At 68.9% G+C, this 21,306-nt stretch carries 16 protein-coding genes; 8 read left to right on the forward strand and 8 right to left on the reverse strand.

Going from position 1 to position 21,306, the window contains the following annotated elements; genetic code table 11:
* Window positions 1-23: 23 nt before the first annotated feature.
* Window positions 24-1,055, reverse strand: coding sequence for a phosphogluconate dehydrogenase (NAD(+)-dependent, decarboxylating) (gene gnd / locus QX204_RS31085; RefSeq protein WP_301904025.1), 1,032 nt, complete (start codon window positions 1,053-1,055; stop codon window positions 24-26).
* 307 nt (window positions 1,056-1,362) lie between these two features.
* Here gnd and QX204_RS31090 point away from each other — a divergent pair, with 307 nt between their 5' ends.
* On the forward strand, window positions 1,363-3,225 hold the full coding sequence (locus tag QX204_RS31090) for a VanW family protein (protein WP_301904026.1): 1,863 nt from the start codon (window positions 1,363-1,365) through the stop codon (window positions 3,223-3,225).
* 60 nt (window positions 3,226-3,285) lie between these two features.
* Here the strand turns inward: QX204_RS31090 and QX204_RS31095 are convergent, their stop codons facing one another.
* The 3 genes from QX204_RS31095 to QX204_RS31105 all read right to left on the reverse strand — a co-directional run bounded on the left by QX204_RS31095 (window position 3,286) and on the right by QX204_RS31105 (window position 6,377).
* On the reverse strand, window positions 3,286-4,452 hold the full coding sequence (locus QX204_RS31095; protein WP_301904027.1) for a DUF5685 family protein: 1,167 nt from the start codon (window positions 4,450-4,452) through the stop codon (window positions 3,286-3,288).
* Window positions 4,453-4,512: 60 nt separating this feature from the next.
* Window positions 4,513-5,112 (reverse strand): TetR/AcrR family transcriptional regulator, encoded by a 600-nt coding sequence (locus QX204_RS31100; RefSeq protein ID WP_056823668.1) that lies wholly within the window; start codon window positions 5,110-5,112, stop codon window positions 4,513-4,515.
* A gap of 86 nt (window positions 5,113-5,198) precedes the next feature.
* A complete protein-coding gene (locus QX204_RS31105; protein WP_301904028.1) occupies window positions 5,199-6,377 on the reverse strand; it encodes a glycoside hydrolase family 3 N-terminal domain-containing protein in 1,179 nt (392 codons plus the stop codon).
* 115 nt (window positions 6,378-6,492) lie between these two features.
* Here QX204_RS31105 and QX204_RS31110 point away from each other — a divergent pair, with 115 nt between their 5' ends.
* From QX204_RS31110 to QX204_RS31125, 4 genes are all read left to right on the forward strand, one after another.
* A complete protein-coding gene (locus QX204_RS31110; protein WP_301904029.1) occupies window positions 6,493-6,960 on the forward strand; it encodes a universal stress protein in 468 nt (155 codons plus the stop codon).
* Window positions 6,961-7,017: 57 nt separating this feature from the next.
* Window positions 7,018-8,115 (forward strand): isochorismate synthase, encoded by a 1,098-nt coding sequence (locus tag QX204_RS31115; RefSeq protein ID WP_301904030.1) that lies wholly within the window; start codon window positions 7,018-7,020, stop codon window positions 8,113-8,115.
* Between the two features lie 67 nt (window positions 8,116-8,182).
* A complete protein-coding gene (locus QX204_RS31120; protein WP_022566695.1) occupies window positions 8,183-8,353 on the forward strand; it encodes a DUF2613 domain-containing protein in 171 nt (56 codons plus the stop codon).
* Window positions 8,354-8,405: 52 nt separating this feature from the next.
* A complete protein-coding gene (locus QX204_RS31125) occupies window positions 8,406-12,623 on the forward strand; it encodes an alpha-(1->3)-arabinofuranosyltransferase (RefSeq protein WP_301908164.1) in 4,218 nt (1,405 codons plus the stop codon).
* Window positions 12,624-12,630: 7 nt separating this feature from the next.
* On the opposite strand, the gene QX204_RS31130 is transcribed toward QX204_RS31125, so the two are convergent.
* A complete protein-coding gene (locus QX204_RS31130) occupies window positions 12,631-13,821 on the reverse strand; it encodes an acyltransferase family protein (protein WP_301904031.1) in 1,191 nt (396 codons plus the stop codon).
* Window positions 13,822-13,967: 146 nt separating this feature from the next.
* Here QX204_RS31130 and QX204_RS31135 point away from each other — a divergent pair, with 146 nt between their 5' ends.
* The gene (locus QX204_RS31135) at window positions 13,968-15,158 is read left to right on the forward strand and encodes a cell envelope lipid trafficking protein PgfA (protein ID WP_301904032.1); all 1,191 of its coding nucleotides are present in this window, start codon (window positions 13,968-13,970) and stop codon (window positions 15,156-15,158) included.
* A gap of 103 nt (window positions 15,159-15,261) precedes the next feature.
* On the opposite strand, the gene QX204_RS31140 is transcribed toward QX204_RS31135, so the two are convergent.
* A complete protein-coding gene (locus QX204_RS31140) occupies window positions 15,262-16,461 on the reverse strand; it encodes a polysaccharide biosynthesis protein (RefSeq protein ID WP_301908165.1) in 1,200 nt (399 codons plus the stop codon).
* 265 nt (window positions 16,462-16,726) lie between these two features.
* Here QX204_RS31140 and QX204_RS31145 point away from each other — a divergent pair, with 265 nt between their 5' ends.
* On the forward strand, window positions 16,727-18,505 hold the full coding sequence (locus QX204_RS31145; RefSeq protein WP_301908166.1) for an MmpA family trehalose lipid delivery protein: 1,779 nt from the start codon (window positions 16,727-16,729) through the stop codon (window positions 18,503-18,505).
* Between the two features lie 20 nt (window positions 18,506-18,525).
* Here QX204_RS31145 and QX204_RS31150 read toward each other — a convergent pair whose 3' ends face one another.
* Window positions 18,526-19,689 carry a glycosyltransferase family 4 protein gene (locus QX204_RS31150; protein WP_301904033.1) on the reverse strand — a complete coding sequence of 388 codons (1,164 nt, stop codon included), beginning with the start codon at window positions 19,687-19,689 and terminating at the stop codon, window positions 18,526-18,528.
* A 394-nt stretch (window positions 19,690-20,083) separates the two neighbouring features.
* On the opposite strand from QX204_RS31150, the gene QX204_RS31155 reads away from it, so the two are divergent.
* Entirely contained in the window at window positions 20,084-20,872 is a 789-nt protein-coding gene (locus tag QX204_RS31155) for a class I SAM-dependent methyltransferase (RefSeq protein WP_301908167.1), read from the forward strand.
* On the opposite strand, the gene QX204_RS31160 is transcribed toward QX204_RS31155, so the two are convergent.
* Complete coding sequence (locus QX204_RS31160) at window positions 20,873-21,169, reverse strand: hypothetical protein (protein ID WP_056823697.1); 297 nt, start codon at window positions 21,167-21,169, stop codon at window positions 20,873-20,875. It abuts the gene before it with no gap.
* Window positions 21,170-21,306 lie beyond the last annotated feature (137 nt).

Genomic DNA, 21,306 nt, shown 5'->3' on the forward strand with positions numbered 1-21,306 from the left:
CCTTTCGGAATATGCGCGTCTGGCTACTTCTGCGGCAGCTCGTTGTGGCCGCCGAACGCCTTTCGCATGGCCGAGAGCATCTTGTCGGCGTAGAGGGCCTGGCCGCGGGAGGAGAAGCGCTGGTAGAGGGCGGCGGAGAGGATCGGGACGGGGACCGCGGTGTCGATGGCGGCGTCGACGGTCCAGCGGCCTTCACCGGAGTCGGAGACTCGACCACCGTAGGAGTCCAGGTCGGGGTCGGCGACCAGGGCCGACGCGGTGAGATCGAGGAGCCAGGAGGCGACGACCGAACCGCGACGCCACACCTCGGTGATGGCCGGAATGTCCAGGTCGTACATGTAGTACTCGGGGTGCTCCATCGGCGTCTCCTCGGCGGAGTGCTCACCGTGCAGGTACTCCGAGCCCGCGTTGGCGTGCTTCAGAATGTTGAGCCCCTCGGCGTAGGCCCCCATCGCGCCGTACTCGATGCCGTTGTGCACCATCTTCACGAAGTGGCCCGCACCGTGCGGACCGCACAGCAGATAGCCCTTCTCCGCCTGCGACGGCTCACCGGTGCGGCCGGGGGTGCGCGGGGCCGACTCGTAGCCCGGAGCGATCGTCTTCAGCAGCGGCTCCAGGTAGTCGACCTGGGCCTGGTTCCCGCCGATCATCAGGCAGTAGCCGCGCTGTAGGCCGAAAACGCCGCCCGAGGTGCCGATGTCCAGATAGTGAATGCCTTTGGGCTCCAGCGCCTTCGCGCGTTTGATGTCCTCGTGGTAGCGACTGTTACCGCCGTCGATGATGATGTCGCCCGGCTCGAGCAGCTCGGCGACGTTCTCGATCACCGCACCGGTGGCCCCTGCGGGGATCATCACCCACACCACGCGGGGAACCTCGAGCCTGCCGATGAACTCGGCCAGGTCGGTCGTGCCGCTGAACTTGTCACCGAGCTCGGATTCCAGGTCGGCGAGAGTCCCTGGGTGGCGCTCGTACCCCACGGCGGTGTGCCCGTCGCGCACGATACGACGCACGATGTTGGCACCCATCCGGCCGAGGCCGATCATTCCCAGCTGCATCAGTTCTCCTCGTTGTCCGGTCCGTGGTGTCGAGACACTTCTCACCTCGATTGTCTCGCGCGGCCGCGACCTGGGCGTGGCGGCGTCGCCCCGCGCGCCCGAAAATCTTCCGAATGGGCTGTAACGCCCCGCTCCGGGCCACGATAAACAGATCGGCTCCGTGTAGTTGCCAGACCCCCGACCCGGCAACTACACGGAGCCTTTCTGCTGCCCCCGACCCGGTGCCGAGCTGCCGAGCGCGCCGAAGCGCGTTACCCTCGGGTCGGACCCCGCAAACATTCGGGGCCAACCTAACGGAAGGACCTCCGTGCCCAGCGAGTCGACCGCCGGACAACCGGCCGACCGAAGGGGCGAGGTCGGATTACGCAAGCTGCTCGAATCAAATCGCACTTTCGATCCGGACACCACCGCCCTCACCCAGCCCCTGAACACCGTGACCCGCGATCGCTGGTCACCCACTCCCGGCCCGGCGGGCAACCAGCCGCCGACCCCGCCGGGCAACCAGCAGCTGGTCAAGCGAATCGGCATCGCGGTCGGCGCCGTGCTGGCCGTCGGAACCGCCGCCTACCTGGCCGACCTCGCGTTGAGCACGGGCGAGGTGGCGCGCGGCGTCGTCGTCGCCGGTATCGACATCGGCGGGATGGACCAGGCCGAAGCCGACGCGCTGCTGCACACCGAGCTCGGACCCAAGGCCGAACGACCGCTCCCCGTACGCATCGGTGACGTGCAGGCGAGCATGGTGCCCGCCGCGGCCGGTCTGTCGGTGGACTACGACCGCACCTGGGACGCCGTCGGCGGCCAGCCGTTGAACCCGGTGAGCCGACTGATCTCCCTGTTCGGCACCCGCGAGGTCCCGGTGTCGAGCGCTGTCGACACCGCGGCTCTCGACGCACAGCTCGCTGAATTCCGCGTCCACGACAATCCGACCGTCGAAGGCACGGTGCGGTTCGAGAACGGCAGACCCGTCGCGGTCGCGCCGGTCCCCGGCCGGGTGCTCGACACCGAGGCCGCGCGCACCACCATCACCGACCGCTGGGCCGCGAGCAGCCAACTGGATCTGCCCGTGGTGGCCGCACCCGTGGCCGTGCGCAGCGATGCGGTGCAGGCGGCGTTGCGCGAGATCGCGACGCCTGCTGTCGCGTCACCGATCACTGTGTCCGGCAAGGATGTTCAAGCGTCGCTGACCACCGCTCAGATCGCCGACGTGCTCGGTTTCGTCCCCGACGGCAACGGCGGCCTGGCGCCCCAGATCAACAACGACGCCGTAATCGCTTTGCTCGCACCGCAATTGGCGAAGTCCGAGGTGGAACCCAAGGACGCCACCTTCACTGTCGGCACGGGTAAGCCGACGGTCGTGCCCGCGGTAGTCGGCGAGAAGGTCGATTGGCCCAAGACGCTGGAGAAGCTGCCCGCCCTGCTCACGCAGTCGGGTCCGCGCACCACCCCGGTGGTGTATCAGCGCGTCGAGCCCAAGCTCACCACCGAGGCCGCGAACGCGCTCGGGGTGAACGAGACGATCGGCCAGTTCACCACCGGCGGCTTCAGCGGACCCTCCGGAGTGAACATCCGCACGGTCGCCGCGAAGGTCGACGGAGCGGTGATCAAGCCCGGAGATACGTTCTCGCTCAACGAGTTCACCGGTCCGCGCACCGCCGCGCAGGGTTATGTGGAGTCCGGCATCATCGACAAGGGCAGGCCGAGCACCGCGGTCGGCGGCGGCATCAGCCAGTTCGCCACCACGCTCTACAACGCGGCCTACTTCGCCGGGATGGAAGACGGCGGACACACCGAGCACAGCTACTACATCTCGCGCTACCCGGCCGCGCGCGAGGCGACCGTGTTCGACGGTGCGATCGACCTGGCGTTCCGCAATACCGGCACGACCGGTGTCTACATCCAGGCGATCGCCACCGGATCCGATATCACCGTGCGGTTGTGGGGCACCAAAACCGTGAACGTGGAATCGATTACGGGTGAGAAGTCGAAGCCGACCGAGCCCACCGAGGTCGTCCTGCCCAAGGGCAAGGACTGCATCGCCTCCGAGGGCGCGCCCGGCTTCACCATCTCCGACACCAGGGTGATCACCGACGCGAAGTCCGGTGCCCAGGTGTCGCGGCATACGCGGACCGTGAAGTACGACCCGATCCCGATCGTGAAGTGCGAGGAGTAGGGGTTCGACGGTAAGAGGCTCGCGCGGTAGGCGGATTCGCCACCGCGCGAGCCTTTTTCGTCAGCAGCCGCAATCGCAACTGCAGTCGCCGCAGCAGCAGTCCTCGCCGCAGCAGTTACCGCAGCACTCACCGCAATCGCAGCAACTGCCGCAGTCACAGTTCTTGGCCCAGGCGTCCTTCTGTTCGCCGGTGCACGGGCTGGTGTGGTCGATACAGCAGGCCATGCCGGTGCAGTAGACGCCCAGGATCAGCCCGCCGGCCTTGAAGGGACCAGGCCGGCCAGGGCGGCGACTCGGCGGCGACGGGAACTCGTACGGCGAATGCTGTTGAGCCGTAACCGAAGTACGACAGGCATGCCCGACCGCGATGCCGAGCCCACGGCCGAGGCTGCGCAGCAGGCTCGCCAGCGGATCGAGCAGCGCCCAGCGCACGGTCGGCAGCTGATCGAGTTCGGCCTCGGCCGCGGCCCGGCGGATGCGGGATTCGCTCTCGCGCAGCAGATCGTAGGCGCGGGGCATATCCGTGCCGGTGGCCTCCAGAGGATTGAAACGGCCGCGGGCACGGTCGCGTTCGAGGTCTTCGATGGCGTCGGCCAGATGCGCGATACGACCGACGTGCCGACCGATCTCCTGCAGAGCCGCAACGTTTTCCGGGCGACCTGCCAGCGTGGCGGTATGCCCGAAGAGGGTGGCGGCACAGAGTTGAGTCGGCCCGGTGAGTTCGTCGAGAGAGAGGGCCGCGGCGCGGGACTCCAGCGCGGACTGGGTGGCGATCGCGTTCAGCATCGGCCGCACATCGAGCCCGATCAGGTCCGCCTGCTGCTCGGCGCGTGCCGCCCAGGTATTCGACACCCTGCGCATCGGACCACGGGCGACAGCGGAGGCATCACCGTCGTCGACGTGATCGCGAATCTTGGCCGCACCCAACAGCAGTGACGCGGTGGCCGCCAAACGCACGCCCGGCGCGCTCGCGGCGACCACCGAGGCGCGCTTCATCCCACGCAGCGGACACGGTCCCGCGGTCGTCCGCGCACCGGCATCCGACTGCGCCTCGGTGAGCACACTGAGCACGATCGCATCGGTATTGGTCGCCGCACGGGCCAACTGACCGTGCCCGTCACGCAGACCCAGACACAGCCCGCACATGTGTGCCTGCCACTGCCCCGGATCGATGCCATATTTCGCCGCGCCGTGCGCACACGGCTTCAACACACCGAACACTGCCACCCCGTCTTTCCTGAAACGTCAACCGTGCACGATCGCAGCCGACGGGGCGGGGCGCAACCGCTAGTCGGTCTTCTTGCGACCGGCCAGACCGCGCCAGGCGAGATCGTCGAGCAGGTCGACCGCCTCGGCCACTTCGATCCGCCCGCTGGCGACCCGGTCGGCGATGGCCTCGCCCGCGCCGATCACCGCCGCCGCGACGACCTCGAAATTGGTGCCGGGATCGGCGTTCTTGGCGCTGGATTCCAGCAGTTTCGCGGTGAGCTCGATGACGCGCTCACGGGCATTGTCGATTTCGGAGGCGAAAGTTTGCTGACCGATAGCCTGCCGGTAGAGAACCTGCCAGGACTGTCGATTGCGGTCGACGAAATCGAGGAAGCCCTCCAGCGCGGTGCGGACCTGTTCGTGGGGGGTCAGTTGCGGGTTGCCCGCGGGCGCGACGGCTTCGATGAAACGTAGTCCCTCGCGCTGGATGCAGGCACGGAACAGTTCGTCCTTGGAGCCGTAGTACAGGTAGAGCATCGGTTTGGAGATCTTCGCCTCGGCGGCGATGGCATCCATCGACGTGTCGTGGAAGCCTTTGCGCGCGAACACCTCTACGGCGGCATCGAGCATCTGCTGCTCACGAACCGCCCGGGGAAGTCGCTTGGTCCCGCCTGCCATCCACTCTCCTACCGCAGGGTGAACCACCTATCTTACTTCAAGGTAAGTTCACCCGCGCTCATTTGCCGCACAGTCGCCGGGCACGATCAGCAGCCCAGCGCTACGCCCTTGTAGCGCGCCATCCGCAGTACGGAAGTGTCGACCCGGTCGGCGGGCAGTTTGCCACTAGAGACCGACTGTTCCAAACGGTCGAGTACCTGCGGCACCGCGTCGCTACTGATCCACAGTGCGTTGTCGGCGCCCGCGACGAGGGTGGCCTCGACCGCGTCGACGATGGACATGCGGGCGGTGATGGCGGCCATGCCACTGAGATCGTCGGTGAAGATCGGGCCGTTGAACGGCGGAGCGCCGTAGCCGGTGCCCTCACGCAGCAGCGTCATGGCGGCCGGGCTGATGCTGGCGGGCACGCCGGGGTCGGTCAGGCCGGGGACGTCGAGGTGACCGACCATGACCGCCGCGCCGGAGTTCACCAGGTCGCGGAAGGGCACCAGGTCGGTGGTCTGCAACTGATCCAGCGGCGGGGTGGTCACCGCGCCGGTATGCGAGTCGCCCGAGCCCGAGCCGTGGCCGGGGAAGTGCTTGATCACCGAACCGAGGCCCACCTCGTTCGACGCGCGGATGTAGGCGCCCGCGAATTCGGAGACGACCTTCGGATCGTCGCTGAACGAGCGGTCGCCGATCACGCTGTCGTCGGGCTGGCTGCTGACATCGACATCGGGCGCGAAATCGACCGTGATGCCGACGTCCTTCAGCGCCTTCGACCTGGTCAGAGTGAGCTGGTAGAACTGCTCAGGGGTCTGGGTCTGCGCGATCTCGCGGGCCGACGGCACGGCGCCGATCACGTTCTTCGCGCGCGAGACACGCCCGCCCTCTTCGTCGATCGTCACCATCAGCGGCACCTTGGCCTGAGCCTTCACCGCGTCGAGCGCGGCGCGGTCGAGCAGGCCCGGATCAGTCCAGCTGCCGACGAAGATGCCGCCCACCTGCTCCGAACTGACCACATTCGAGGCATCCGCCGAACCGGTGATGCCGACGGTCAGCAGCTGGGCGAGCTTCTCTCGCTGGGAGAGTTTGGCGAGATAGTCTGCGCCGCAATTGCTTTGGATCGGCGTCGCCGACGCGGGCGAACTCGGCTCCCCGGCGGCGGACGGTGCGGCCACTCCGCTGCTACTCGCCGCGGGCGTCGTCTCGTTCGACGAACCTCCCGAGCAAGCGGTGGCAACGGCGGCGAGAACTGCGAACACGACCACAGGCGATTTCCGCATGCGCTCCACGTTAGCTCGCCTGGCACGCGAACCCCACAACGCTGGTTCGGATCGATCCCCTCCACACGGGGGTAATCTGAGGAAAAAGCCGCTCCGACCAGCGCAGGAGGTCGTCATGGCATGCGATCGGATGCTCATCGCCTACGACGGTTCCGAACACGCCAAACGAGCCATCGAGTACGCCGGGCGGTTCCTCACCGCCGAACGCGCGATTCTGCTCACCGCATGGGAACCGATGGTCCGCCAAGCCGCGCGCATCTCCGGGATCTCCGGGGTGATGCAGCCGGACTGGGTGCCCGACGAGGAGATGGAGGACATCGCCTACTCCGACGCCCGCAAGATCAACGCCGAGGGCGTGCACCTGGCGAAACTGGCCGGGATCGACGCCGAACCGCGCACCGCCGAGTGCACGACCACGATCTGGAACGCCATCGTGGCCTGCGCCGATGAGCTCGACGTCGACATCATCGTCGCCGGTACGCGCGGTTCCACGGGGTTGCGCGCGCTGTTGCACAGCAGCGTCGCCGAGGCGGTGCTCAAGCACGGCCACCGGCCGGTCTTCCTGGTGCCGCCCGACCAGTGAGAGTTCGATCGCTCTCCCGGATCGATGCCACGGTCTCGAAGCTATGGTCGAGACACCATGAACGAATTCCTGCTCGCTCGACCCGACGCGGTGTTGCGGACTTCGGGCGTGCGCGCGACCTATTCCGATCCCCGGCAAGCGGTCGCGGCCTTGCGTCGGACGACGGCGCCGAGGTTGATCGTCGGTGCGCTGCCGTTCGATCCGCGCGCGGCGGCCGCGCTCTGGGAGCCCGAGAGCGTGCTGCACACCGCGGGTCCGTGGCGGCCCGCCGCGCTGCCCGCGTTGCCCGGCGTCCAGGTGGTGGCCGAGATACCCAGCGCACCAGAGCATGTGGCCCGGGTGACGAAGCTGGTCGAGCAACTAGGCGACCCCGCGAACGAGCTGCGCAAGGTGGTGGCCGCGCGGTCGATGGTGCTGGCGGCCGACGCGCCGCTGGAACCGGAGGTGCTGGCCGGCCACCTGCTCACCAGGCATCCGAATGCCGCGGTGTACGCGGTGGATCTGTCCGCGGCGGGGCGAGCGGGTGAGACGCTGATCGGCGCGACGCCCGAAGTACTGGTGGCACGCAGCGGCGATCGCGTGAGCCTGCATCCGCTGGCGGGCACCCTCCCGCGCCTCGCCGACCCCGCCGATGACGCGAAGCAGGCCGAAGCGCTGTTGTCCAGCGCCAAGAATCACGATGAGCACGCCTTCGTGATCGATTGGATCCGCGAGCGACTGGCGCCGGTCTGCGCGGAGCTCCACATCCCCGACGCGCCCGAACTCCTCGGCACCGAACAGGTCTGGCATCTCGCCACGCCCATCCACGGCGTGCTGCGCGATTCGTCGACCACCGCACTCGACCTGGCGCTGTTGCTGCACCCGACCCCCGCCGTGAACGGCACGCCCTTCGCCGCCGCGCTCGACGCCATCACCTCCGACGAACCGTGGCGCGGGTTCTACGGCGGGGCGGTGGGCTGGTGTGACGACGACGGCGACGGTGAATGGGTCGTGGCGATTCGCGGCGGCGAACTATCCGCCGATCAGCGCGTCCTGCGAGCCAGTGCGGGCGGCGGGATCGTGGCGGCCTCCGACCCCGTGGCGGAGCTGGCCGAGACGACCGCCAAACTTCGCACCCTGCTCGGCGCCCTGCGTTGCGAGCTGCCCAACGACTGACCGAGCCCGATAGACCTGCTAGGTTTGCCGGAGACAGGCCCCGACGCCGAGCGTATTGGAGTGCGCGATGAAGTTTGCTGTTCCGGCTGTTGCCAGCGCGGTCGGCGGCGCCTTGCTGAGCGCGATCGCCGTCTTCGCCATCACGGCGGCGGTGCAGCAGAACACGGCGCCCTCGATCGACCGCAGCGGTGACAAAGACTCCTCGCTGCTCAACGCACCTGAATACGGCAGCCGCTGAGGCTGACGCCCGCGCGTCGCGCCCCGGATCGGGGCAACCGGACAAGGCGCCACTGGGTTGGCGCTGGCTCGTCGGCTCGGTAGTAGCCGCCTTCGTACTGACCTTCGCGCAGGCGCCCGGCCTCACCGTCGCCGACACCAAATACGACCTCGCGCAGAACCCGCTCGGCTTCCTCGCGCGGGCCTCGCACCTGTGGAGCAGCCAGGCCCCGATGGGCCAGGTCCAGAACCAGGCCTACGGCTACTTCTTCCCGCACGGCGCGTTCTTCTCCGCAGGGCACCTGCTGCACCTGCCCGCGTGGGTCACCCAGCGCGTCTGGTGGGCGCTGCTCCTGCTCGCCGGGTTCTGGGGCATCGTCAAGCTGTGCGAAACCCTGGGCATCGGCTCGCGCGGGTCACGCGTGATCGCGGGCATCGCCTTCGCGTTGTCGCCACGGGTGCTCACCACGCTCGGCTCGATCTCCTCGGAAACCCTGCCCATGATGCTGGCACCGTGGGTTCTGCTCGCGCCCGCGGCACTCGGCACGGCGATCGCCCGACGACGCGGCGGCCCGCTCTCTCCTGCGGGCAGCGCGTTGGCGTTGGCGCTGATGGGATCGGTCAATGCCGTGGCGACCGTGGCCGCGTTCCTGCCCGCGGCGCTGTGGTGGGCTTCCTATCGGCCGAATCGGCAGTGGTGGCGGTTTACGCGGGCGTGGATTCCGCTGCTGGTCCTTGCCACTTTGTGGTGGGTGGTGCCGCTGCTGCTGCTCGGCAAGGTGAGTCCGCCGTTCCTCGATTTCATCGAGTCCTCGGGGGTGACGACGCAGTGGGCCGCGCTGAGCGAGGTGCTGCGCGGGACCGATAGTTGGACGCCGTTCGTTTCGCCGGAGCGGATCGCCGGTGCGGTGCTGGTGACCCAGCCTGCCGCGGTGCTGGCGACCGGCCTGCTGGCGGCGGCGGGCATGGCCGGACTCGCCCGGTCGTCGATGCCGTTTCGGGGCAGGTTCGCGCTGATCCTGTGTGTGGGGCTGGCGGGAATCTGTGCCGGATATGTCGGGACGCTCGGTGGGCCGTTCGCCGAATCGGTGCGGATCTTCCTGGACTCCGGCGGTGCGCCGCTGCGGAATGTGCACAAACTCGAGCCGCTGATCCGGCTGCCACTCGTCATGGGGTTGGCACACCTGCTCGGTCGCGTCGCCCTGCCCGCCTCCGTGCCGATGCCGGTGTGGCGCAGCTCTTTCGCCCATCCCGAGCGCGATCGGCTCGTCGCGGTCGCCGCGCTGGTGCTGGCCGCGCTCACCCTCGCGACCTCGCTGGCGTGGACCGGTCGACTCGCCCCGCGCGGCGCCTACGACCGGGTGCCCGCCTACTGGACCGATACCGCCGACTGGCTGGCCGACAATGCCGCCGACACTCGCGCGCTGGTGGTGCCCGGCGCGCCGTTCGGCAGTCAGATCTGGGGACTCACCCGCGACGAACCGCTGCAAGCCCTGGCGAGTACCCCCTGGGCCGTGCGTGATTCGGTTCCGCTGAATCCGCCGGGCACGATTCGCGCGATGGATTCGGTGCAGCGGCTGATCGCCGACGGCAGGCCATCGACCGGTCTCGCCGCGACCCTCGCCGACCAGGGCATCGGAATCCTGGTGTTGCGCAACGACCTCGACCCCGAGACGTCGCGTTCCACGCGGCCGATCCTGGCGCACCGCGCGATCGAGGGCTCACCGGGGTTGACCAAGGTGGCCTCGTTCGGCGCGAATATCGGACCGCGTGCGGCGGATGCGGGACTGGTGGTCGACAACGATCTGCTGCCCGCCTACCCGGCGGTCGAGATCTACCGGGTCGACGTGCCGCCGCCCGGCACACCCGTCGACGTGCGCGGTGGCACCGGGGCACCACCCGGATTCCCCGGCGCGTACACCACCCCCCTGGACTCGATCCCCGTGGTCCGAGGCGGTCCCGAGGTTCTCGAGCGTGTACGTCGTGACGGCGAGAACCCCACGGCACCAGTGCTTCTCGAAGCGGACGCGCAGCGTGCCGGGTTGCCTCCGCGACCCGTCTTGCTGACCGATACTCCGATGGATCGAGAGTCCGACTTCGGCCGGGTCGACAATCACAACTCCGCGGTGCGCGCCGCCGACGACGCTCGGCGCACCCACAATCTCGTCTCCGACTACCCCGTCGAAGGCACCGAGCTCGTGCAGGGCGAGTGGTCGGGCGCGAAGGTCACCGCCTCCAGCTCCGCCGCCGATGCCACCCAGATCGGCGGGGCGGCGCCCGGTAGCTCCACCGCGGCCGCCGTGGACGGTGATCCGAGCACCGCGTGGATCAGCAATGGGTCCGAATTCGCTCTCGGGCAATGGATTCGACTCGATCTGGACAAGCCGATCGCCAACGGCTCGCTGCGGTTCACCACCACGGCGGCGGCGCTGGGCGATCCGGTGAAGTGGGTCGAGGTGCGCACCTCGCGCGGCACGGTCTCGGCGCGGATCACCGAACCCGGTGAGCCGGTGTCCGTCGCGCTGCCCGCGGGCAAGTCCGACTGGGTGATGATCTCCGCCGCTCGCACCGAAACCGGCACCCGTGGTGGGCAATTCGGGATCAGCGAACTCACGCTCGACGACTACTCGAATCGGGACGAGCCCGTGCGCGTCGACATCCGGCACCGGGTGGTGCTGCCCGATGTCGCGGCGGGAACGATTGTCAGCGGGTGGGATCTCGGACAGGAATTCCCCGGTCGCGGTAACTGTTTCGACGGTCCCGACCGCGTGCACTGCAGTAAAGGACTCGGCTTGCCCGCCGAGGAACCCGGCATCTTCGGCCGCACCCTCTCGGTGCCGGAACCGCTCACCGTCGGCACCGACCTCACCGTGCGCACCCGACCCGGTCCCGCGCTGGAGGGGTTGCTCACCGACCCGACCAGGCCGGTGGCTCGCGGCAAGGCCGACGTCGCCGACCTGCGCGGCGCCGCCTTCGCCGCGACCGATGGCGACCCGAAGACCACCTGGACCGCACCGGAGTCCACGGTGCGCGAGCTCGCGGGCGGCAGACCCACACTGGTACTAGAACTTCCGGAACCGACCACCGTGACCGGACTCGACATCACCACCGCGCTGGGCGGGCTGCCCGCCACGGCCACCTCCGTGGCGGTGAACCTGGGCAACGGCCCGCAGATCCGCGAACTGCCGGAACGCGAACACGGCGAACCGGCGCGGATCTCGCTGTACCCCACCGAAACCGATCGCGTCGAGATCACCATCCAGAGCTGGAACGAAGTCCTCGACCGCACCGCGCTCGGCTTCGTCCTCACCCAGCCCGCGGGCCTGGCCGAAGTCGAAGTGCTCGGCCCCGAGTACCCCGCGCACGCGCCCGGCGACCGCCTCGTCACCATCGGCTGCGACGTGGGGCCGGTGATCGCCATCGGTGGGCGCGCCGTCCACACGACGATCACCGCCACCGCCGACGAACTGCGCTCCGGCGCACCGGTTTCCGCGCAGCCGTGCCCGGAGGACGCGGCCGACATCGAACTCCTGCCCGGCCACCCCGACCTCACCGTCGCACCGACCGAACTGTTCACCGTCGACCGACTACGCCTGCCGCGCACCGACTCCTACCCCGGCAAAGCCGTCACGCCTACCGACGCCGCACCCACCGACTCCGCACCGGAAGACCCCGCCGAACCCACGCCGGCGCCTCCTGCCGATGTCCCGGATCCTGCCTCGGGTACTCAGCTGCTGGTGTTGCCGCTGAGCACCAATGTCGGCTGGCAGGCACACACCGCGGACGGGCAGGCGCTCTCGCCCATCGTGGTCGACGGTTGGCAGCAGGCTTGGCTCGTTCCGCCCGGAACCAGCGGGGAGATCACGGTGTCGTTCCCGGCGGACCGCTGGTATCGGCTGGCGATCTTCGGCGGACTGCTGTTGCTGATTCCCCTTGTTCTGCTTGCGATTCCGCGTCGACGTGCGGTTCTCGACGTCGATCCGGCACCGAGCACCTGGGGTGCCGGCTGGGTCGCGGCGATCGGGCTGACCGGCGCGATCGCGGTCATCTCCGGACCGTCCGGTGTGGGATTCACGCTGATCGCTCTGGGCTGCAACTACTTCCGGCCCGCGGTGACGGCCCGGACGTTGCCCTGGCTCGCGGGCCTCGGGACGCTGGTCTCCGCGGCGGCCCTGTCGACCGGGACGTGGCGCTCCGGCACCGAATACATGGGCGGCTCGCTGTGGGCCCAGGCACCGGCGGTTGTCGCCGTCGTCGCCGTCGGGGTGGCGGCGCTCCCCCGCCGTCGCTGACCGCGAGTCAGCGCACCGCCGAGGTCTCGACCGATTCGGCCCCGGGTTCGACGCGCGCCGACGCGGTCCGCTTGTCCCAGCGGGCCGCCCAGCGGCGCGCGGGTTCTTCGATCAGGGCGAAACTCGCGGCGGCCAGCGGGAGGGTGAGGGCGGTGGTCAGGATGAGCACGTAGAGGAAGTGGCCGTGGAAGGGCATGATGCCGAAGACCGGGAAGACCACGGTGAGCACCACCAGGTGCCACAGGAAGATGCCGTAGGACCAGCGGCCGAGCATCGAAGCCGTTCGCGATTCCAGCCAGCGGTGCGGGGCGCCGGACCGGCGTAGCACCAGGGGCGCGAGCAGGCAGAAGCCGAGGATCATGCCGAGCACCATCTTCATCGCGTACTGCCACGGCTGCGCGCGTTCCAGACCGGCCGGGCCGCCGTACTGGGTCGCCGAGAGCAGGAACGCCGCGAGCGCGACCGCCCACATCAAGGGCTGACTCGACAGGATTCGGACCCATCGGACATCAGGTCGCGCCAGGTGAATCAGTTCCGCCAGGAGCATGCCCGCCGCGAACCACGGCAGATAGGCGGGCAGCCAATTGTCGGAGTGGATCGCGTCCGGCGTCGGGACCGGCCACAGATTCCAGGTCAGACACACCGCGATCAGCCCGCACAGCACCGGCACCCGCCACCGGGCCGAGGGCCCGCGTAGGCGCACCACCAGCCAGGCCAACAGCGGCAACACCAGGTAGAACGCCATCTCCACCGACAGGCTCCACATCTGCGTGAGCCCATCGGTCAACGTCAACGGCACGAAAACCTGCAACAGAAACAGGTTCGACACCCACACCCGCAGGTTCGCCGAATGCGCCGCGCCGGGCAGCAACAGCAACACGAACACCACAACGACCCAGTAGGCGGGCATGACCCTGGCCACCCGGTGCAACAGGTACCGGGAGGTCTTCGGCGCGCGGCCGTGACCGTGGGCGACCGCCGCGTGCGGGCGCCACAGCAGGAAACCCGACAGCGCGAAGAACACCGCGACCGCCATATCGAAGCGTTCCAGCAGTGGGCCGAGGACCGCTATCCCGCTCGTTCCGGTCTGAAAAGCGACGTGCGTGACCAACACACCGAGCGCCGCCATCCCGCGCATCCCTTCGAGGGCGGGAATGAAGGCGCGCGGTGGCGAAACAGGGGCGGTGGCGGTCGTCATCGCGGTCCAGTCTGCCGTGTCGGCGATTTCCACGGCACAGCGCCGCACCTTCGGAGTCCGGGCTGTTAGTGTCGGGGCTCACGAGTGCCTGTGGCGCAATACCAGACCACCGGGCCATCCGTGTTCGAACGACGAGGAGAGTTTGCATGGCACTGAGTGCCGGTACCAGAAGAACGGTCGCCTGTGTGCTCGTGGGTCTGGGCGCGGCATTACTCGTCGCCGCGCTACTGATCCCCACCTACACGGTGAGCAAAGTCGCCAAGACTCCACTCGATCTCGAGATCACCACGATCGCGGAGAACCAGAAGGGCGAGGAAAGTCTCGTCCTCGACTCCAAGTCGTTGACCTCCGGTGAGGGCGCCGCCGTGGTGAACAAGGATGTGCCGCTGGTCTCCCAGCGTTTCGTCACCGTCGAGGAGCCCTCCGACGCCGACGATATGACGCTGCAGGCAGGTCAGACGCTGCGGCGCACCGACGTGCAGGGCGACACCGGCCTGCTCACCGCCGCCATCGACCGCGTCACCATCTCGCGCACCACCGGCATGCCGGTGGAGACCGACCCCAACGGGTCGATCGCGGTGACCGTGGACAAGGAAGGCAGCGTCATGGAGCCGGTGCAGCACACCGGCATCGGCTACCGCTTCCCGATCGGCACCGAGAAGAAGACCTACCCGTACTTCGACATCAATGTGCGCAAGTCCTTCGACGCGAACTTCATCGAAGAGACCGAGATCAACAACATGAAGGTGTACCGGTTCCAGATGACCGCGCCGGTCACCAGCACCTGGGACGTCGTGCAGTCGCCGACCAACCGGCTCACCCTGCCCGCCTCCAAGTGGGGCGTCGAGGGTGGCGACACCCCCGTCACCATGACGCGCTACTACACCAACGTGCGTGACCTGTGGGTCGAGCCGGAGACCGGCACCGTGATCAAGGGCGGGGAGTCGATCCACCTGTTCTACGCGCGGTCCGGGGACAAGCCCGAGGTCACCGCACTGAAGTCGCACCTGGTGTTCGACGAGGCGACCGTCGAGTCGCAGATCGCCATCGCCAAGGAGAACACCGACAAGCTGTCGCTGTTCGGCCGCGTGGTGCCGATCGTGTTCGGCGTACTCGGTGTGTTGGCGTTGCTGGCGGGGCTGTTCCTCGGACTGCGCGGTGGTGGCACTCCGGCGCATGCGACCCCTCGTCGGACGCGCCCGACGCCTGCGCCTACAGCGGCGCCCGATGACACCGCGGCCACGCGGTGGGACGGCGACGACGCGCCGACCACGCAGTTCCCTCGTGGGGACTACGACACTCCCACCGAGCAGATCGATATCGACAAGCGTCCCTGAGTTCTGATGCTGTTCAACGGCCCCGGTCATCGACCGGGGCCGTTGTTCTGTCTGGGGGACACTTCGGGTCGAACCCGGGTCCGAGGTGGCTGCGTAAGCGCTGTCAGTCCAGGTCAGGGCGCGCCGCGCCGGAGAGGGGCACTTCGGGGAGTTGCGGGGCCCGCGGTGTGGTGCGGGCGGCTCGCAGGACCACGACGGCGACGATCGTGGTGGTGACGGCGGCTACCGAGACGGCTGTGCCGATCAGGGCTTCGATGGTGCGGGCGAAGGCGAGCATCAGGGTCGTCTCGATGGCAAGGCCGATCCAGGTGACGGCGGCCAGGGCCGTGCGTTCGACGGCGATCGCCGAGAGCAGAGCACCCTGTAGTACCGCCAGAATCGCGCCGTGCAGCGCGAACAGCCACAGCAGGCCCTGAATAGGGGCGTAGTCGGCACCGGCGAACAGGGGGGCAAGGGGGGCGGCCAGAGCGGCGCCTATCACCGCGACTACGCCGATCGCCGATAACACCGAGAGCGCGTCACGGATCGCACGGGCCGACTGGGTGGGCTTGGCCATGCGGGGATACAGCACGACGCCGACCGCTTGCGGCAGCCAGAACGCGATCTTGGTAGCGATGGTGCCCAGCGAATAGCGGCTCGCGTCGACCTCGTCGAGGACGATGCGGACCACGATCAGGTCGACCGAGGACAGTGCCATCAGCGCCGCTTGCACCTGAACGGCGCGCAGCACCGGCACGACGCCGACGGCGGCCGATTCTCGGCTGTCGCCGCTGCCATCGAACGAGGTCGTCGAACGAGCGATTCGACCGGCGACGAACGCCGCGCCGACGATGCCCGCCGCACCCGCCCACAGCGCACCGGCAGCGCCGCCGCCCAGCGCGAGCGCGAGCAGCGCCGGCACCACCCTGGCCGTACCCGCCATCGCGAGCACTGTCGCGAGCGCACGGAAGTGGTTGCCGCCCTGCAGGACTCCCTGTTCACCGGAGAGGATCACCAACGCGGGCGCCGCACCGAGCGCAGCGGCCGCGGCCCACACTCCGACGTTCAGCACGCCGGCCACCACCGGAATCAGCACCACCGCGACCGCGGCGACCATCGCCGCGCACCGCCACATCATGGCCCGCACCGCGCGCAGCGACGCCCCGCGCACCACCTCGCGGGCGACCACGTTCTGCATGGCCAGGGCGGGGACCGCGCACAACAACTGCACCGCGAGCAGGCTCGCGAACTCGCTGTACCCCTCGACCCCCAACCAGCTCGCCGCCAACAGCTGCAGCAGGTAACCGGCGACGTTGGCGGTCATCGCGCCGGCCGTCACCCAGGTCAGGTCGGCGACAACGGGCGGGCGGCGGACTGAGGACACGCCTCATCGTCGCACCTGCCTGTGTTCGCCATCACGCCTACCCCGAAAATGTGAGTCCGAGCGGACTCACCTCGAGCGCGTACGCCCCGAACAGCGCCGATACGACCCCGGCCACGGCGACGCGCGACGGGACGTAAGGTGCGTGGACGTGACGAGTAGTGGGCGTGCAAGGGCCTCGGTGGCCGGATACTGCGCTCTACTCACGATGATCATCGTCGGACCGTTGGCCGGATCAGGCTATCTGCTGCTGCGGGACGCGGTGAGTACCCCGCGCTCGTACCTCACCGATTCGGCACTCGGCCTCGGCGCCGCCGCACCCCGCGCCGTTCCGCAAGATGCCTTGCTCGCGGTGCTCTCGCCGGTCGTCGACGGCGGGCTTCTCGTGAAGGCGATCCTGATCGTCGCGCTGTGGTCGGCCGGATACGGCGCGGCCGTACTCGCCCGACGATTCGTCTCCGCCTCTACCGGAGCGCAATTGGTCGCCGCGACGCTCGCGTTGTGGAATCCCTATGTCGCCGAACGACTTCTCCAGGGTCACTGGAGCCTGCTCGCCGGATACGCCGCCCTCCCGTGGACCGCGCTGGCCGCCGCGCGCATCAGAACAGCCACGGGTGCAACAGGATCCAGCGCGACCCGACGCTTCGGTTCGCTCGGAGGGTGGGCCGCGCTGACCGCGAGTTTCGCCGCGGCCGGGTTGACGCCGACCGGTTCGTTGCTGGCCGCTGTCATCGGACTCGCGCTGATCGGGCGGCGGGCCTTTCTCCCCGCCGCTGTTCTCTGGGTCGCCACCTGCGCGCCCTGGCTGACCGCGACCGCGCTCGGATCGGGGGCCGAGCCGTCGGACCCGGCCGGGGTCTCGGCGTTCGCGGCTCGTGCCGAACCGTGGCTCGGCACGCTCGGCAGCCTCGCCGGGCTCGGTGGGATCTGGAACGGCGAGGCGGTACCGGCGAGCCGCACCACTCCGCTCGCCTTGGTCGGCACGCTCTTGCTGCTCGGCATCGTCGCCCTCGGCGTGCGGGCGGTGTGGGCTCTCGGCCGTGACGGGCGCGCACTGCTGGTGATCGCGGCGGTGGCCATCCTGCTGCCCGCCCTCGGCGCGACCAGTTGGGGGCTGGCGGCCGGGGAATGGCTGATGGTGCATGTTCCGGGCGCCGGGCTGCTGCGGGATACCCAGAAATACGTCGCCTTGGCGATGCCCGCGTACGCGCTGTGCGCCGCGGCCGCGTGCCGGACCGTCGCCGCGGCTGCCCGCCGGCTGCTGACCGACGGGCAGCCGGGGAGCACAGACGCGCCAGACACCTCGGTCTCCAGCGCCCACCCGACGGAGCATCGACGCGACTTCGGAATACGCGCCACAGCAACGCTTTTCATTCTTCTCATCACCCTCCCCATGGCCGACCTGGCCTGGGGAGCCGCGGGCGCGATGCGTCCCGTCCACTACCCCGCGGGCTGGCAGCAGGTCATCGACCATATCGATGCCCCCGGCGACATAGCCGTACTCCCCGGGGGGATGTTCCGCCGATTCCCTTACAGCGGAACAGCTCCCGTCCTCGACCCAGCGCCGCGGATCCTCCCCCACGACGTCCTGCAGACCGGCGAACTCCGCGTCCGCGGCTACGCGGTCACCGGCGAAGGCAACCGCGCCCGCACAGTCGAGGAAGCACTGCTCCGAGGCGCTCCGGCCACCGACCTGGCAGCCCTCGGCGTCGGCTGGATCCTCGTCGAACGCACCACCCCCGGCCCCCTCGGCACCTCGGAGAACACCCTCGCCACCGCCGAACTCGAATACCAGGACTCCGACCTGGCCCTCTACCGAGTCCCCTCCCCCACCACCCTCGACACCGCCACCCCGGCCCAGCGCGGAATCTCCGCCGCAGCCCACCTTCTCTGGGCAGGTCTCCTGCTCGCTGGACTGATCGTCGCCGCGCTACGCCCCTACCGCGCACCACTGGAGCGGCGTCCGGCGAGCCGGAGCGTCATGTAGCGCTGCCGATAATCTCGAGCTCAGTCGCGCGACGCGACCAACCCGGAGACCCGTTCCCCGCAAGCCGCGGCGGCGAGAACCGCGTGTACCCCTGCGCCGGTCTGCTCCCAGGAGAACTCGTTGGCGCGGGCTCGGGCTTTTTCGCCCATGACCAGTCTGATCTCGGGATCGGCGAGAAGGTCGGCGGCGGCCGAGGCGAGCGCGGGGGCGTCGTCGACCAAGAGGCCGGTGACGCCGTCGACGATCGAGTCGGTGAGGCCACGGGAGCTGCGGTAGCCGATGGTGGGAACGCCGTGCTGAGCGGCTTCGATGACGGCCAGGCCCCAGCCTTCCTTGCGCGAGGGCATCACGTGGACCCAGGCGGTCGAGAGGATCTCGTGCTTGCGGCGTTCGTCGACGTGCCCGTGGAACGTGACGGCGTCGGCGATGCCGAGTTCGTCGGCGCAGGCGCGCAGGTTGGGGGCCCACCAGCCGTCCCCGATGACGTCGAGATGGACATCGGGGAAGCGTTCGCGCAGGTGGGCGACGGCAGTGAGGGCGTCTTCGATCTGCTTGTGCGGGACCAGGCGCGACAGCACCGCGATGCGCGGGTGGGTGGCGCGGGTGTCGTCGTCGCCGGGGACGACCTCGGCGGGGACGGGTTCGGCGCCGTTGCGGACCACGGCGATGCGCTCGCGGTCCACGCCGAGCACCGACAGTTCCTCGGCGGAGGGCAGCGACACGGTGAGGTACTGGTTGTCGCGGTGCACGCGCGGGGACAGCGTGGATTCGATCCACCAGCCGATCCGCCCGACCAGTCGACCGGCGACCGGCCACTGCTCGCGGTGCCCGTGATGCACCAGCACCACCGAGGGCACGCCCGTGGCCGTGGCGAAGAAAGGGATGCCGTTCTGGGTGTCGATCACGACGTCGGGGCGCAGGCCGCGCAGCGGGCCGAAACCGAGCCGACCGGCCACGATGGCGGCCAGCGCGCGGGGGTACACGGTGAAGCGCCCGCCGGCGCGGCTGATGTCGATCCCGTCGATCCGCTCGCGCTTGGGAGCGCCCGGATAACCGGCCGTACGCAGGGTGACCTTGATGCCGCGCGCGGCCAGTTGCGCGCCGACCTGCTCCAGATACCGCTCGCTGCCGCCACCCTGTGGGTGCCCGGTGTCACGCCAGCAGAGTAGGAGGACTTCACGCACGGTCGGGGCTCGCAATCGGTTCGGAGGGAGACAAACGTCGGACCCCACACTAGCGGGTGTGCTCCACGCAACACGGAAGGATCGACAGTGTCCGCCCAGATCGCGCGATCCACCCCAACCCCTCACCCCCCGCCCCCACCCAACCACCCCCAACCCACTCACACCCCCGAACCGACCCCACAAACCCAAACCCACCGACCTTTGTTCACACCACCCGAACCAAGCCCACAGCCCCAACCCACCCGCTCCTGTTCACACCCCCGAGCCGACCCCACAGCCCCAACCCACCCACTTCTGTTCACACCCCCGAGCCGAGCCCACAGCCCCAACCCACCCACCACCAGCCGCGACCGAAGGGTCTGCCCATAAACTCCAGCCCGTGTCGACCGCCACCATGCCGAGAACCGAGCAGCCCGTCGTCGCGCGACGTGACCGATCCAGGTTCGCGCGCCGGGCAAGCCTGCGCCGCTCGCTGCGCCTGCTCACCAGCTTCCGCTTCGAGCAGTCCGACCCGGCCCGCTTCTACGGCGGCATCGCCACCGACAGCGCCGAGCTGATCGGTGACTTCTACGCCGACATCACCGGCCGCGACCTCACCGGCACCGTGATCCTCGACGTCGGCGGCGGCCCCGGGTACTTCGCCGACGAGTTCACCGCGGTGGGCGCGCGCTACGTCTCGGTGGAGCCGGACCCGTCGGAGATGCACGCGGCCGGGCTGCGGGTGTCGGGTTCGGTGCGCGGATCGGGGATGGCATTGCCGTTCCGCGACAACGCCTTCGACGTGTGCTTCTCCTCCAACGTCGCCGAGCACGTGCCGCAGCCGTGGCTGATGGCCGACGAGATGGTGCGGGTGACCAAGCCCGGCGGCCTCATCGTGTACTCGTACACGGTGTGGCACGGGCCTTTCGGTGGTCACGAAACCGGCCTCTGGCATTACCTCGGTGGCGAGTACGCGGCCCGCCGATACCGGCGCAAGCACGGACACGAACCCAAGAACAGGTTCGGCCGATCATTGTTCACCGTGACGGCAGCGGACGGGTTGCGCTGGGCGGCAACGACATCAGCCGATGTGCGGACTATTTTTCCGCGTTATCACCCGCGCTGGGCCTGGTGGCTCGTCCGAGTTCCGGTGATCCGGGAGCTACTGGTCAGCAACTTGGTCGTGGTGGCCACCAAAGCGTGATCACGCCAGCCAGCTCAAGCGCCGCGACCTGCGCATCGGCTCGGGCAACACCCTGACCCACGGCGATTCCTGAATCGCCAGGCCTACGGTCTCCAACGTGGTCAGGCCGACCTGATCGGCCAGCGCGCCGACCATCGCGACCGCCTCAGCGGCCTGGATAGCGGCAGTCGCCTGCTCGATCGTGAGTGTGCGGCCCGGCAGGAATGAGACAACCCATCCGCCACTGCCCACACTTTTCGCCTGATGGTCGGTCTGGTCGCTGGTCATCAACGATCGGCCGATCACTTGCACAGCCATGAGTCGGTCTCCCCAATTCGCTGTTAATGTCCGATGAATCGAGCGAGCTGATCAGTAGCTAAAGCATCCCCTTTTCACCACCGGAACGCAATAGTGCGTTTCCCCGAAAAGCGAACCGACAGGTTGGAATTCGCAAT

Source organism: Nocardia sp. PE-7, assembly GCF_030486425.1.
GTDB classification, from domain to species: Bacteria; Actinomycetota; Actinomycetes; order Mycobacteriales; family Mycobacteriaceae; genus Nocardia; species Nocardia salmonicida_A.